1 protein-coding gene is annotated in these 16,581 nt (G+C 73.2%); it reads right to left on the bottom strand.

What is annotated here, in order from left to right; all coding sequences use genetic code 11:
• Positions 1-47: 47 nt before the first annotated feature.
• Positions 48-16,511 carry an SDR family NAD(P)-dependent oxidoreductase gene (locus tag U5640_RS39790; RefSeq protein WP_340384087.1) on the bottom strand — a complete coding sequence of 5,488 codons (16,464 nt, stop codon included), beginning with the start codon at positions 16,509-16,511 and terminating at the stop codon, positions 48-50.
• Between the last annotated feature and the right edge of the window lie 70 nt (positions 16,512-16,581).

The following is a 16,581-nucleotide window of genomic DNA, read 5'->3' as shown; positions in this document are numbered from 1 at the left end:
TTCCTCGCGCAAAAGCCGTGAACGGACCCGTCGCACGGGCCGGGTGATCAGATCCCGAATTCCTTGTCGATCAGGTCGAACATCTCGTCGTCCGTCGCCCCGTCCAGTTCCGCGATCGCGTCGTCCGTCTCGTCGGTGGCGTCGGTGCCGGTCCACAGCGCCAGCAGTCCCCGCAGCTTCGCGGTGATCTCCGGGCCGGTCGCGCCGCCGGTCCCGGCCTCGGCGGCGAGGACCCCCGCCAGTCGGTCGATCTCGGCGAGGAGCCCGGACCCGGCGGCCGGGTCACCGTCCGGGCCGACGAGTTCGCCCTCCAGGTAGCGGGCGATGTCCACGGGGGCCGGGTAGTCGAACACCAGGGTCGCCGGCAGCCGGAGTCCGGTGGCCGTGCCGAGCCGGTTGCGCAGTTCCACCGCGGTCAGCGAGTCGAATCCGGCCTCGCGGAACGCGCGGCTCGGATCGACCGCCTCGGTCCTGGCGTGTCCGAGGACCACGGCGGCCTGCTCCCGCACCAGCTGCACGAGGGCCGCCGACCGTTCGTCGGCGCCCAGTCCCTCGAGCCGCCGGCGCAGCGCGTCGGCGTCCGCCCCGGAGGCGGCGTCCCGCAGCGCGGCCTCGGCCTCGGGGATCTCCCCCAGCAGGGCGGTACCCCGCCCCGCGGTGAAGGCGGGGGCGAACCGCGTCCAGTCGACCCGTGCCACGACGGCGGCCGGGTCTCCGGAGCCCACCAGCCGTTCCATCGCGGCCAGGGCGGGCTCGGGGTCCAGGCCGGTCAGGCCCCGGCGGCGCAGATACTCCTCGACACCGCCGTCGGCCGCCATGCCGTCCTGCGCCCACGGCCCCCACGCCAGGGACGTGGCGGGCAGCCCGGCCGCCCTGCGCCGCTCGGCGAGCGTGTCCAGGTAGGCGTTGGCGGCGGCGTAGTTGCCCTGGCCCGGCGAGCCCACGGAGCCCGCGAAGGAGGAGAACAGCACGAACGCCGACAGCTCCCGGTCCCGGGTGAGCACGTCGAGGTTGCGGGCGGCGACCGCCTTGGCGCGCAGGACGGCCGCGAAGCGCTCCGGAGTGAGCGCCTCCACCAGCCCGTCGTCGAGGACACCCGCGGTGTGCACCACCGCGTCCACGGGGTGCTCGGCCAGCAGCGCGGCGAGTGCGTCCCGGTCCGCCGCGTCGCAGGCGGTCACGGTCACCCGTACGCCCGAGGCGGCGAGTTCGTCACGCAGAGCCGGTGCGCCGGGAGCGTCCAGACCGCGCCGGCTGAGCAGGACGAGGTGCTCGGCTCCCCGCACGGCGGCCCAGCGTGCCACCCGGGCGCCCAGCGCACCCGTACCGCCCGTGATCAGCACGGTGCCCGAGGGGCGCCAGCCCGCGCCGAGCTCACCGGGTGCCGTACGGCCGAGCCTGCGACCGAAGACACCGGTCGCCCGGATCGCCACCTGGTCCTCCCCCGCGCGGCCCTGGAGCACGCCGACGAGGCGGCCGGTCGTGCGCCGGTCGACGACCTGGGGAAGGTCGACCAGACCGCCCCAGCCCTCCGGGTGCTCCAGCGCGGCGACCCGGCCCACTCCCCAGACCGCGCCCTGCGCCGGGTCGGGCGCCGGGTCGGACCGGTTCACCGCGACAGCGCCCCTGGTCAGGGCCCACAGCGGGGCGGCGACGGCCGCGTCGCCGAGCGCCTGGACGAGTACGGCGGTGGCGGCGGGGCCGGCCGGAACCTCGTCGACGTCCTCGTCCTGGGGCTCGGACAGCGCCAGGAAGGACAGGACACCGGCAACCGGCCCGTCCCCCGCCGCCGCGGTCAGCAGCGTGGCGAGCTCGGCCCGGTCGGTGCCGGGCTCGTACGCGACCGTCGCGATCTCGGCCCCGTACCCGGCGAGCCCCTCCAGCACGGCGGAGCCCCACGCGTCGTCCCGCAGCGAGGCGGGGAGTACGGCCAGCCAGCGGCCGGGCAGCCCACCACCGGACACCGCGCCGAGCGGTTTCCAGTTCATGGAGTAGAGCCAGTCGTCGACCCTGGACTGCTCCTGCTGCCCCCGCCACCACGATGACAGCGCGGGCAACAGCCCGTCCAGCGCGTCCTGGGCGACACCGAGCGAGTCGGCCAGCGTACGGGCGTCACCCTGCTCGACGGCGGACCAGAACCCGGCGTCCGCGCGGTCGGAGGTGACCGCCGCGGACGAGCCGCCCAGCCTGGCGCCGTCGGGCCAGAAACGCTCACGTTCGAAGGCGTAGGTCGGCAGGTCCACCACGGTCGGCCCGGTCGGGGCGTAGACGGCGGCCCAGTCCACCTGCCCGCCGTGCAGATGCAGCCCTACGACCGCCGAGAGGAGCGAGTGGGTCTCGGCGCGGTCCCTGCGCAGGGTCGGGGTCAGCAGAACGCCCCCGTCCGCACCCTCGAGACCGCCCTGCGCCAGCGCCGTCAGGGTTCCGTCCGCGCCCAGCTCCACGAACCGCGACACACCCTGCTCCGCCAACCGCCCCACCGCACCCGCGAACCGCACAGGCCGACGCACGTGCTCCACCCAGTACCCCGGCGACATCAACTCCTCAGCCGCAGCCACCTCACCCGTCACCGTCGAGACAACCGCAATCCGAGGCTGCCCGTACGACAGCCCCTCGGCCACCACCCGGAAGTCCTCAAGCATCGGCTCCATCAACGGCGAGTGGAACGCATGACTCACCCGCAACGCGGTGACCTTGCGGTCCAGAGCACGGAAGCGGTCCGCGATCTCCGCCACGGCTTCGGCAACACCCGCGACCACCACAGCCTGCGGCCCGTTGACCGCCGCGAGACCCACCTCCTCACCGAGGAGAGGCAGGACCTCGTCCTCGGCCGCCTGCAGCGCCACCATCGCGCCACCGGCCGGCAGCGCCTGCATCAGCCGGCCGCGCGCCACCACCAGACGGCACGCGTCCGCCAGCGACCACACCCCCGCCACATGCGCCGCAGCGATCTCACCGATCGAATGACCGGCCAGCACGTCCGGCCGCACACCCCACGACTCCAGCAGCCGGAACAGCGCCACCTCCAGAGCGAAGAGGGCCGGCTGGGTGAACTCCGTACGGTTCAGACGCTCGGCGTCCTCACCGAACACCACCTCCCGCAGATCAAAGGGAAGTTCCGCGCCCACGGCGTCGAACGCCTCGGCGAAGACGGGATACGCCTCGTACAACTCACGCCCCATACCCAGGCGTTGCGAACCCTGCCCCGCGAACAGGAAGGCGAGTCGGCGGCCCGAACGGCCAGGTGTGCCGGTGAGGACGGAGGGGTCGTGCTCGCCGATCGCCAGTGCGCGCAGTCCTCGCAGCAGTTCGGTGCGGTCGGCGGCCAGGACCGTGGCGCGGTGCTCCAGCCAGGGGCGGAGGGACGTCGAGAGGCCCAGGTCGCCCAGGCGGAGTCCGGGGTCGGCGTCGACCTGGGCCCACAGCCGTTCGGCCTGACCGCGCAGGGCGCCCTCGGACGCGGCGGACAGCGCGATCGGTGTGAGCGGCAACTCGGCGCTCTTCGCGGCCTGTTCGGGGCTGTCCGTCTCGGGCGCCGCGGGGAGGGACTCGGGGGACTGCTCGATGATGACGTGGGCGTTGGTGCCGCTGATACCGAAGGACGACACGCCCGCGCGCCGGGGACGGCCCTGCGGCTCCGGCCACTCCACGTTCTCCGTCAGCAGGGTGATGTCCCCGGCCGTCCAGTCGACGAACGGCGACGGCTCTTCGGCGTGCAGGGTGCGCGGCAGGACGCCGTGCCGCATCGCCATCACCATCTTGATCACACCACCCACACCGGCCGCCGCCTGCGTGTGACCGACGTTCGACTTCAACGAACCGAGCAGCAACGGCTGTTCACGGTCCTGGCCGTACGTGGCGAGCAGGGCCTGCGCCTCGATCGGGTCACCCAGCGGGGTACCCGTACCGTGCGCCTCCACCGCATCCACGTCGGCCGCCTTGAGCCCGGCACTGGCCAGCGCCTGCCGGATCACGCGCTCCTGTGACGGACCGTTCGGCGCCGTCAGACCGTTCGACGCACCGTCCTGGTTCACCGCCGAACCCGCCACCACCGCCAGGACCCGGTGGTTGTTGCGGCGCGCGTCCGAGAGCCGTTCCAGCACCAGCATGCCGATGCCCTCCGACCAGGCCGTACCGTCGGCCCCGGCCCCGAAGGACTTGCAGCGGCCGTCGGAGGCGAGGCCGCGCTGCTGGCTGAAGTCGACGAAGGTGTCCGGCGTGGACATCACCATCACGCCGCCGGTCAGGGCGAGATCGCACTCGCCGGCCCGCAGCGACTGGGCGGCCAGGTGAAGGGTGACCAGGGAGGAGGAGCACGCCGTGTCCACCGTCATCGCCGGGCCCTCCAGGCCGAAGGTGTAGGCGATACGGCCGGAGTGGACACTGCTGGTGTTGCCGGTGAGGAGGTAGCCGTCGGAGTCGTGCTCGCCCTCCCGCAGGCAGGAGTTGTAGTCCTGCCCCATGACACCGGCGAACACGCCGGTGCGGCTGCCGCGCAGCGCGGTCGGGTCGACGCCCGCCCGTTCCAGGACCTCCCAGGACACCTCCAGCAGCAGCCGCTGCTGGGGGTCCATGGCCAGTGCCTCGCGCGGCGAGATCCCGAAGAGTCCGGCGTCGAAGGACGCCGCGTCGTAGAGGAAGCCGCCCCGCCGGACATAGGTCCTGCCGAGTCGGCCGGGCTCGGGGTCGTACAGCGTCTCCAGGTCCCAGCCGCGGTCCGTCGGGAAGTCACCGATCGCGTCGCCGCCCTCGCTGACCAGTCGCCAGAGGTCCTCGGGCGACTCTACGCCGCCGGGGAAACGGCACGCCATGCCCACGATGACCACCGGGTCGTCGTCCATGCCCTTCCAGGCGGGCAGCGCCCCGCCCGGGGCCTCGGCCGCGTCGCCGGCGAGGGCGGTCAGCAGGTGCCGGGCGAGGGCGACAGGCGACGGGTGGTCGAAGACCAGGGTGGCGGGCAGTCGCAGTCCGGTCGCCGCGTTGACGCGGTTGCGCAGTTCGACCGAGGTCAGCGAGTCGAAGCCGAGTGTCTTGAACGCCTGGCCGGGTTCCACGTCGCCGGCGGAGGCGTGGCCGAGTACCTGGGCCACCAGACCGGTGACCAACTCCAGCAGGTGCGGTTCGCGTTCGGCGGAGGGCAGGGTCAGCAGCCGGTTCCGCAGCGCGTCGCCGCCGGCACCGTGGCCGCCCGTGCCGTGGCCGCCGGTGTGCGCGGCACGCCGGGCCGGCCCGCCCACCAGGTCCCGCAACAGAGCCGGGACCTCGGGCAGTTGGCGCAGTGTACGCAGGTCGAGTTCGACCGGGAGCAGGAAGGCGGGCTCGGCCTGTCCGAGGACGGCGTCGAGGACGGCGAGGCCCTTCTCGACGGCGAGCGGCCGGACACCGCCGCGCGCCATGCGGTTCAGGTCCGCCTCGGAGAGCTCCGCGGTCATGCCCCTGCCCGGCGCCCAGGGGCCCCAGGCGAGCGAGACCGCGGGCAGGCCGAGGTTCCGGCGGCACCGGGCGATGGCGTCCACGTAGGCATTGGCAGCGGCGTAGTTGGCCTGTCCGGCGCCGCCGAAGGTGGCGGAGACCGAGGAGAACAGGACGAACGCGGCCAGGTCCAGGTCACGGGTGAGCGCGTCGAGGTGTTCGGTCGCGTCCGCCTTGGGACGGACCACCGTGAGCAGCCGCTCCTCGGTGAGGGACGTCAGCACGCCGTCGTCGACGACACCGGCGGTGTGGATCACTCCGGTCAGCGGGCGGTCGGCCGGGACCGACGCCAGCAGGGCTTCGAGTGCCTGCCGGTCGGCCACGTCACAGGCCGCGACGGTGACGTCGGCGCCCAACTGCGTCAGTTCGGCCGTGAGTTCCGCCGCACCCGGCGCCTCGGGACCGCGCCGGCCCGCGAGCAGCAGGTGGCGTACGCCGTGCTCGGTGACCAGGTGACGTGCGACCAGGGCGCCCAGTCCGCCGGTGCCTCCGGTGACGAGGACGGTGCCGTCCGCGAGGCGCACGGTGTCGTCCGTGGGGCCCGTGGTGTCGTCCACGAGGCGCGCGGTGTCGTCCTCGCCGCCGAGGTGGGCGGCGGGGGCGGGCAGAGGGGCGGCCACCAGCCTCGGGACGAGTACCTCGGCCCCGCGGACGGCCAGTTCGGTCTCGGCGGTGGGGAGGACCGGTCCGGCGAGCAGTGCAACCAGGGTGTCCCAGGATTCGGGGGTGCCGTCCAGGTCGGCCAGCGCGAAACGGCCGGGGTTCTCCGTACGGGCCGAGCGCACCAGGCCCCACAGCGCGGCCAGCGCCGGATCCGACTCCTCCTCGGGCCGTACCGCCACCGCACCTCGGGTGACGACGACGAGCCGGGCCTCGGCGAGCTCGTCGGCGGCCAGCCACTCCTGAAGGAAGGTGAGTGCGGCGGCCGTGACGGCGTGCGCCACGGCCGAGGACCCGGCCAGCGAGGCGTCCGCGGGGCCGCTCCACGGCAGCAGCACGGTCCGGGGGACGGGCTCTCCGTCGTGCACGGCCCTCATCAGCTCCGCGCAGGTGCGGGCGGGGATGTCGGGGCGGGCCGCGGACGGGTGGTCGTCCGGGGCCGCGTGATCCGTCAGCAGCACCGTACGTCCGTCACCCGGGGCCGCCGGATCGGCGGGGTCCGGAGCCTGGACCGTGAAGGGCAGCGCGGTCCAGTCGATCCGGTACGTCCCGGTGAGGGGGGCCGGGCCCGAAGCGCCCACACCCTCGGCGGGCAGCTCGCGCAGCGCCAGCGATTCGACGGCGGCGACCAGGCCGCCGGACGGGTCGGCCACGTACAGGGACACCGCGTCGGGTCCGGCGGGCACCACCCGCACCCGCAGGGCACGCGCCCCGCCCGCGTACAGCGACAGCCCGCGCCACGCGAACGGCAGCCGGCCGGGGCCCGTGTCGCCGAGGGGACCGAACAGGACGGCGTGCAGGGCGGAGTCGAGCAGGGCGGGATGCAGCCCGAAGCGGGCCGCGAGCGCCTCGTGCTCCTCCGGCAGGGCGACCTCGGCGAACACCTCATCGCCGCGCCGCCACACCTGCCGCAGCCCCTGGAACACCGGGCCGTACGCCAGCCCGGCAGCCGCGAACCGCTCGTACACGTCGGTCACGGGCCGGGGCTCGGCGCCCGGCGGGGGCCACTCGGCGAGGCCGGACGCCGCGTCGCGGTGTGTCTCCGCCGCCGTGTCCGCGGCCAGCACTCCGTCGGCGTGCAGCACCCACTGGGTGTCGTCCGGGGCGTCCTCGGGGCGTGCGTGCATCTCCACGGTTCGGCGTCCCGCGTCGTCGGCCACGCCGACGGTCACCCGCAGCCGAAGCATGCCTGCCTCCGGCACCAGCAGCGGCACCGCGATCGTCAGCTCCTCGACCCGCGTGCACCCCACCTGGTCGCCGGCGCGCAGCGCCAGCTCGGCCCAGCCCGTACCCGGGAAGACCACCGTGCCCAGGATGTCGTGGTCCCGCAGCCACGGGTGCGACCTGAGCGCGAGGCGTCCGGTCAGCACCGCTCCCCCGTCGGCGAGTTCCACGGTGGCGCCCAGCAGCGGGTGCGCCGCCACGTCGAGCCCGGCGGCGGCCAGGTCGCCCGGGCTCGCCGACGGCTGCGGCCAGAACCGCTTCCGCTGGAAGGCGTACGTCGGCAGTTCGACGGCGCCGGGGCCGGCGGCGGGCAGGACGGCGCGCCAGTCCACTTCGGCGCCCGCGGTGAACAGGGTGGCGAGGGCGGCGAGGGCGGACGGCGTCTCGGGCCGGTCCTTGCGCAGCACCGGCGTCATCACCACGGCGTCGGTGTCGTCGAGGCAGGCCTGGGCGAGAGCGGTGAGGGTACCGTCCGCGCCGAGTTCCACCCAGCGCCCGACACCCTGTCCGGCCAGCACCCGGACCGCGTCCGCGAACCGCACCGGCCGGCGCACATGGGCCACCCAGTAGTCCGCCGACATCACCTCGTCGGCCGAGGCCACCTCACCCGTCACCGTCGAGACCATCGCCAGCTTCGGACGCCCGTACGACAGACTCTCCGCCACCTTGCGGAAGTCGGCGAGCATCGGCTCCATCAACGGCGAATGGAACGCATGACTCACCCGCAACGCCGTGACCTTGCGGTCCAGGGCACGGAAGTGATCGGAGATCTCCGCCACGGCATCCGCCGCACCGGCGATCACCACCGAGCGCGGGCCGTTGACCGCCGCGACACCCACCTCCTCACCGAGGAGAGGCAGGACCTCGTCCTCGGCCGCCTGCAGCGCCACCATCGCGCCACCGGCCGGCAGCGCCTGCATCAGTCGGCCGCGCGCCACCACCAGACGGCACGCGTCCGCCAGCGACCACACCCCCGCCACATGCGCCGCAGCGATCTCACCGATCGAATGACCCGCCAGCACGTCCGGCCGCACACCCCACGACTCCAGCAGCCGGAACAGCGCCACCTCCAGAGCGAAGAGGGCCGGCTGGGTGAACTCCGTGCGGTTCAGGCGCTCGGCGTCCTCGCCGAACACCACCTCCCGCAGATCAAAGGGAAGTTCCGCGTCCACGGCGTCGAACGCCTCGGCGAAGACGGGATGGGCGGCATACAACTCCCGGCCCATGGCGAGGCGCTGGGAACCCTGACCGGCGAAGAGCAGTGCCGTCTTCGCTGCGCGGGTCTGCGCACCCCGGATCAGCCCCGGGGCGTCGGCACCTTCGGCCAGCGCACGCAGACCCGTCACCAGTTCGTGGTGGTCGGCGGCCAGGAGCACCGCCCGGTGCTCCAGGACGGTCCTGGTGGTCACAAGCGCCCGGGCCGTGTGGGCGAGCGGGAGGTCGGGCCGCGCCTCGACGAAGGCCGCAAGGTTCTCGGCTTGTTCCGGCAGCGCGCCGCCTGCCGCGGACAGCACCCACGGCAGCACCGACGCCTTGCCCTCTCCGGCGTCTTCCGGGTCGGCCGCAGTGTGGGGTGCCTGTTCGAGGATGACGTGGGCGTTGGTGCCGCTGATCCCGAAGGACGACACACCCGCGCGCCGCGCACGGCCCGTCTCCGGCCACGCCCGCTCCTCGGCGAGCAGCTCGATGTCCCCGGCCGTCCAGTCGACGTGCGAGGACGGCTCTTCGGCGTGCAGGGTCCGCGGCAGGACGCCGTGCCGCATCGCCATCACCATCTTGATCACACCACCCACACCGGCCGCCGCCTGCGTGTGACCGATGTTCGACTTCAACGAGCCGAGCAGCAGCGGGTGTTCACGGTCCTGGCCATAGGTGGCGAGCAGGGCCTGCGCCTCGATCGGGTCACCCAGCGGGGTACCCGTACCGTGCGCCTCCACCGCATCCACATCAGCCGCCTTGAGCCCGGCACCGGCCAGCGCCTGCCGGATCACTCGCTGCTGCGAGGGACCGTTCGGCGCCGTCAGACCGTTCGACGCACCGTCCTGGTTCACCGCCGAACCCGCCACCACCGCCAGGACCCGGTGACCGAGGCGCCGCGCATCCGAGAGCCGCTCGACCAGGAGCAGACCCACACCCTCCGACCAGGCCGTTCCGTCCGCCCCGTCGGAGAACGCCTTGCACCGGCCGTCCACCGCAAGCCCCCGCTGCCGCGAGAACTCCACGAACATCTCCGGCCCCGCCATCACCGTCACACCACCGGCCAGCGCCAGATCGCACTCACCCGAACGCAGCGCCTGCGCCGCCAGATGCAGCGCCACCAGCGACGACGAACACGCCGTGTCCACCGTCACCGCCGGACCCTCGAAACCGAACGTGTACGCGATACGACCCGACGCCACACTGCCCGTCGAACCTGTCAGCAGATAACCGTCGGAGTCGTGCTCCCCGGCGCGCATGCAGGAGCCGTAATCCTGGGTGATCGCGCCGGCGAAGACGCCGGTGCGGCTGCCCCGCAGCGTCGCCGGGTCGATGCCCGCACGCTCCAGGACCTCCCACGAGGTCTCCAGCAGCAGGCGCTGCTGCGGGTCCATCGCCAGCGCCTCACGCGGCGAGATCCCGAACAGCGAGGAATCGAACAGGGCGGCGTCGTAGAGGAACCCGCCCTCACGGACGTACGTACGCCCGACCATGCCCGGCTCCGGGTCATAGAGGCGGTCGAGGTCCCAGCCACGGTCGGTCGGGAAGCCGCCGATGGCGTCCCCGCCCTCGCTGACCAGCCGCCACAGATCCTCCGGCGAACCGACCCCACCGGGGAACCGGCACGCCATCCCGACGATCACCACCGGATCGTCGCTCACGCTCGTCGGTGCGGGCAGTGCCGACGCCGTGTCGACGGCATCCTGTCCGTCCGACAGTTCGGACAGGAGGTGCCGGGCCAGCGCGACCGGGGTCGGGTAGTCGAAGACCAGCGTGGCCGGGAGCCTCATGCCGGTCGCCGTGCTCACCCGGTTGCGCAGCTCCACCGAGGTCAGGGAATCGAAGCCGAGGGCCTTGAAGGCCTGATCGGCCTCCAGATCGGCTGCCGACGCGTGGCCGAGGACAGAGGCGGCCTGCCCGCACACGAGCTCCAGCAGGAACTTCTCCCGCTCGGCCTCGGTGAGCCCGCTGACCCGTCGGCGGAGATCGCCTGCCCCTCCCAGGGCGGCGTGTGCCTCAGCGGCCCGGCGGGTGGGCGTGCGAACGAGGGAGCGCAGCAGGTCGGGGACCTGTCCGCGTCGGCGCAGGGCCGCGAGGTCGAGGTTGATCGGCAGCACCGCTGCCCTGTCGAGTGCCGGGGCGATCTCCAGGGCGGTGTCGAACAGCCCGATCCCCTGTTCAGGGGCGAGCGGCTGCATGCCCTCGCGTGCCATACGGCTCAGGTCGGCCTCGGTCAGCTCGGCGGTCATGCCCGCGCCGGGCGCCCACGGACCCCAGGCGAGGGACACCGCGGGCAGACCGGCGGAACGGCGACGGGCGGCGAAGGCATCCAGGAAGGCGTTGGCGGCCCCGTAATTGGCCTGACCCGCGCCGCCGAACGTCCCGGCGACGGAGGAGAAGACCACGAACGCGGACAGGTCGGCATCGCGGGTCAGCTCGTGCAGGTGCGTCACCGCGTCCACCTTCGGCCGCATCACCGTCGCGAACCGCTCCGGGGTGAGGGAGGACACCACGCCGTCGTCCAGGACACCCGCCGCGTGCACCACGGCCGTCAGCGAACGCCCGGCCAACGCGGCGGCCAGCTGGTCACGGTCCGCCACGTCCAGGGCCACCACCTCGGCCTCGGCACCCAACCCGCCCAGCTCGGCGACGAGTTCGGGAGCACCCGGCGCATCGAGGCCACGACGGCCCGCCAGCAGCAGACGCCGTACCCCGTGCCCGGTCACCAGATGACGGGCCACCAGCGCGCCCAGACCACCCGTACCACCGGTCACCAGAACCGTCCCGCCCTCGCGGTCCAACGGCGCCGGGACGGTGAGGACCACCTTGCCCACGTGCCGGGCCTGCGACAGATACCGGAACGCCTCCGGAGCCCTGCGCACATCCCAGCACGTGACCGGAAGCGGCCTGAGCACACCCGCCTCGAACAGAGCCACCAGATCGGCCAGCATCCCGCCGATCCGCTCCGGCTCCACATCCATCAGATCGAACGCCCGATACACCACACCGGCGTGCTCCGCCGCCACCGTCTCCGGGTCACGGACATCGGTCTTGCCCATCTCCAGGAACCGCCCACCGCGCGGCAGCAGACGCAACGACGCGTCCACGAACTCACCCGCCAGCGAATCCAGAACCACATCCATGCCCCTGCCGGCAGTCGCCGCCAGGAACGCAGCCTCGAAGGCCAGATCCCGGGACGAGGCGATGTGCCCCTCGTCCAGGCCCAGCCCCCGCAGAGCACCCCACTTGCCGGCACTCGCCGTACCGAACACCTCGGCACCCAGATGCCGCGCCAACTGCACCGCAGCCATGCCCACACCGCCCGCAGCCGCGTGCACCAGCACCGACTCGCCCGGCTTCACCGCCCCCAGATCCGTCAGCGCGTAGTACGCCGTCAGGAACACAATCGGAACCGACGCCGCCTCCGCGAACGACCACCCCTGGGGCACCCGCGCCACCTTGCGCGCATCCGCCACCGCCACCGGCCCGAACGCACCCGAGAACATCCCGAACACCCGGTCACCCACCGCCAGCCCCGACACCCCAGGGCCGACCTCGGTCACCACACCCGCACCCTCCAGACCGAAGTCCTTCGCGTCCCCGGGATACATACCGAGCGCGTTGAGCACATCACGGAAGTTGACACCCGCCGCACGAACGGCGATACGCACCTGCTGATCCGCCAACCCATCCGACGACGGAACACCACGCAGCGCCAGCCCCTCCAGCGTGCCCTTCTCCACGATGTCCAGCCGCCAGGCAGACTCCTCCACCGGAACCGCCAACGCCCCACCGGACGCCGCACGCACCAGCCGCGGAACGAACACCACCCCACCACGCACCGCGAACTCTGCCTCACCAGAAGCCAGAGCCCCGCTCACCACAGCCCATGACTCGTCCGTGCCGTCCACGTCCACCAGCACGAACCGGCCCGGATTCTCCGCCCGCGCCGCCCGCACCAGACCCCACACCGCGGCCAGGGCGGGATCGGGAGCCGTCGCGTCGAGCGTGACCGCGCCCTCGGTGACCACCACCAGACGCGCACCCTCGAACCGCTCCTCCGCCAGCCACTCCGTGAGGAGGCCGAGGACCCGCGTGGTCACCGCGTGGGCGGCCTGGGCGGTGTCGGCGGCGGCCGGGCGTTCTACCCGGAGGAGTACGTCGGCGGGCACTGCCTCGTCGGGTCCCGGCAGAGCGGTGCGAGCGGAAGCCGGGGCGGGTCCCTTGCTCGCGGGGACCTTCACCCAGTCGGTCTGGAAGAGGCTGTCGACGTGGCGGCTGTCCGCCTTCGCCAGGTCGCCGGACGCCTCCCGCAGCACGAGCGACTCCACCGACGCCACCAACCCACCCGCGGCATCCGCGAGCTCCAACGCCACCGCGTCCGAACCCAGTTCCACCACCCGTACCCGCAACGCACGCGCACCCGACGCCCACAACGACACCCCGGACCACGAGAACGGCAACCGCGCCCGCCCGTCCCCCAACGCCGACGTGAACATCACCGCGTGCAGCGCCGCATCCACCAACGCCGGATGCGCCCCGAACCGCTCCGCCCCGTCCTCGTGCTCCTCGGGCAACGCGACTTCCGCGAAGACCTCTTCGCCACGCCGCCACACACCCCGCAGACCCTGGAACACCGGACCGTACGACAGCCCCAGACCGGCGAAACGCTCGTACACCCCCTCGACCGGCTCCGCCACCGCACCCTGCGGCGGCCACACACCGAAGTCGAAACGGTCGGCGGGCGGCACGGCCGAGGTCGTGGACAGCGCACCGGTCGCATGGAGCGTCCACGGATCGGAGTCGAGGGCGTCCTCGGCGAGGGAGTGGATCTCCAGTGTGCGGCGGCCGGCCTCGTCCGCCGCACCCACCCGCACCTGAACCCGGACCCCACCCCGCTCCGGCACCACCAACGGCGCCGCGATCGTCAGATCCTCCACCCGGTCACACCCGGCCTGCTCCCCCGCCCGCAACGCCAACTCCAGGAACCCCGTCCCCGGAAACACCACCACACCCGCCACCACATGATCCCGCAACCACTCCTGCACCCCACACGACACACGCCCCGTCAACAGCAGACCATCCCCACCGGCCAACTCCACCGCCGCACCCAGCAACGGATGCCCCGCCACACCCAACCCCACCGCACCCAGATCGCCGAGAGTCGAGCCCGTGTCCCGGGACCAGAAGCGGCGCCGCTGGAAGGCGTAGGTGGGCAGGGGCACCTGATCCTGGTCGGGAGCGGTGGGCTCCTCGTGGGGGAACGCCGTCTGCCAGCGGACCGGCAGACCGCCGGTGTGGAGCTGGGCCAGGGCCTCGAGCAGGGTCTCGGGCTCCGGGCGGTCCTTGCGCAGGGCGGTGGCGAACAGTTCGGAGCCGCCGTCCAGGCAGCTCTGGGCCAGGGCGGTCAACTGGCCGTCGGGGCCCAGTTCCAGCAGCCTGCCGACCTTGCGTTCGGCCAGGGCACGTACGCCGTCGGCGAAGCGGACCGGCTGGCGGACGTGCCGCACCCAGTAGTCGGGCGAGGTGAGTTCGGCGGGTTCGGCCGGGCGGCCGGTGACGTTGGAGACCACGGCGATGCGCGGTGCGCTGTAGGTGAGTGTCTCGGCCACGGCCCGGAAGGCGTCGAGCATGGGCTCCATCAGCGGCGAGTGGAAGGCATGGCTCACCCGCAACGCGGTGACCTTGCGGTCCTGGGCACGGAAGCGGTCGGCGATCTCCGCCACGGCATCCGCGGCACCCGAGACCACCACCGAGCGCGGGCCGTTGACCGCCGCGAGACCGACCTCGTCGCCGAGCAGCGGCAGGACCTCGTCCTCGGTCGCCTGGAGCGCGACCATCGCACCGCCGGCCGGCAGGGCCTGCATCAGCCGGCCCCGTGCCACCACCAGACGGCACGCGTCCGCCAGCGACCACACCCCGGCCACATGCGCGGCGGCGATCTCACCGATCGAGTGACCGACGACGACGTCGGGGCGTACTCCCCACGACTCCAGCAGCCGGAACAGCGCCACCTCCAGCGCGAACAACGCGGGCTGCGCGAACTCCGTACGGTTCAGGCGCTCGGCGTCCTCACCGAACACCACCTCGCGCAGGTCGAAGGGCAGTTCCGCGTCCACGGCGTCGAAGGCCTCGGCGAAGACGGGATAGGTGGCGTACAACTCACGCCCCATGTCCAGCCGTTGTGAACCCTGGCCGGTGAACAGGACGGCCAGTCGTCCACCGGGCCGGACGGTTCCCGTGACGGTGCCCGGGTGGGGTTCGCCGGCGGCGAGGGCGGTGAGGGCGGTGCGGAAGTCGTCGAGGGTGCGTCCGGTGAGCACGGCCCGGTGTTCGAAGGTGGAGCGGGTCGTGACGAGGGCGCGGCCGATGCGGGCCGGGTCCGGGTGGGGCACGTCGTCCAGGTGCGCGAGCAGGCGGGCGGCCTGGGCGTGCAGGGCCGTGCGGCTGCGGGCGGAGAGCACCCAGGGCAGCGGGTGGTCACCGGTCGGCCGCTCCGGCTCGGCCGGGGAAGCGGTCTGCGGGGGTGCCTGTTCCGTCTGGTCGGCTCCCTCGAGCGGCGCCGGCGCGGGCGCCTCTTCGACGATCAAGTGGGCGTTGGTGCCGCTGATGCCGAAGGAGGAGACGGCCGCACGGCGGGGTCGGTCGTCGTGACGGGGCCAGGCCTGTTCGAGGGTGAGCAGGCGCAGGTCGGCGGCGGTCCAGTCGATGTGCCGGGACGGCTCGTCGGCGTGCAGGGTGCGGGGAAGCAGGCCGTGGCGCATGGCCAGGACGAGCTTGATGACTCCGGCGACGCCGGCCGCCGCCTGCGTGTGTCCGATGTTGGACTTCACCGAGCCGAGCCACAGGGGTCGGTCCTCGGGGCGTGCGGCGCCGTAGGTGGCCAGCAGCGCCTCCGCCTCAATGGGGTCGCCGAGGGGGGTGCCGGTACCGTGGGCCTCGATGGCGTCGACGTCGTCCGCGGACAGGCCGGCGTCGGCGAGGGCGGCGCGGATGACCCGTTCCTGAGCCGGGCCGTTGGGGGCGGTCAGGCCGTTGGACGCGCCGTCCTGGTTGACCGCGCTGCCACGGATCACGCCGAGTACGGGGTGGCCGTTGCGGCGGGCGTCGGAGAGGCGTTCCAGGAGGAGCATGCCGACGCCCTCGGCGGGCCCGAAGCCGTTGGCCTCGGCGGAGAACGCCTTGCAGCGGCCGTCGACGGCGAGCGCGCGCTGTCGTCCGAAGTCGACGAACATCTCGGGACCGGACATGACGGTCACGCCGCCGCCGAGCGCCAGGTCGCACTCGCCCGAGCGCAGGGACCGTACGGCGAGGTGGAGGGCCACCAGCGACGACGAGCAGGCCGTGTCGACCGTGACGGCGGGGCCCTCCAGGCCGAAGGAGTAGGCGATACGGCCGGAGGCGACGCTGATGGTGCTGCCGGTGAGCAGATGGCCGCCGAGGTCGGCCTGGGAGTCGTGGGAGCGAGGCAGGTAGTCCTGGGCGATGGCGCCGACGAACACGCCGGTGGCCGAGCCGCGCAGGGAGGCCGGGAGGATGCCCGCGCGTTCCACGGTCTCCCAGGAGGTCTCCAGGAGGAGCCGTTGCTGCGGGTCCATGGCCTGGGCCTCGCGGGGGGAGATCTCGAAGAACTCCGCGTCGAACAGGGGCGCCTCGTGCAGGAAGCCGCCTTCGCGGACGTAGGAGGTGCCGGGGCGGTCGGGGTCCGGGTCGTACAGCGCGTCGAGGTCCCAGCCGCGGTCGGCCGGGAAGGGGGTGACGGCGTCGGTGCCGGAGGCCAGGAGCCGCCACAGGGCCTCGGGGCTGTCGGCCCCGTCGGGGAAGCGGCAGCCCATGGCGACGATCGCGACGGGTTCCTGCCGCTGTTCCTCGAGGTCCTGCAGACGTTTGCGTGTCTGACGAAGGTCGGCCGTGACCAGTTTGAGGTAGTCCCGCAGCTTCTCTTCGTTGCTCGCCATTCGATGCCACTTCCTTGGAGGAGCCCCGAGGGGATCCGGAGACGTCGGGTCCTGAGCGGTCCGGGGTCGG

This window comes from Streptomyces sp. SS7, from assembly GCF_037993025.1.
In the GTDB taxonomy this organism is placed as follows: domain Bacteria; phylum Actinomycetota; class Actinomycetes; order Streptomycetales; family Streptomycetaceae; genus Streptomyces.
Note: the sequence above shows the minus strand (reverse complement) of the source record. Positions and strands in the feature narration are given on the sequence as shown.

Bases quoted from the DNA above. Each gene is read 5' to 3' on its own strand.
- U5640_RS39790 (WP_340384087.1), bottom strand. From the start codon at position 16,511: ATGGCGAGCAACGAAGAGAAGCTGCGGGACTACCTCAAACTGGTCACG.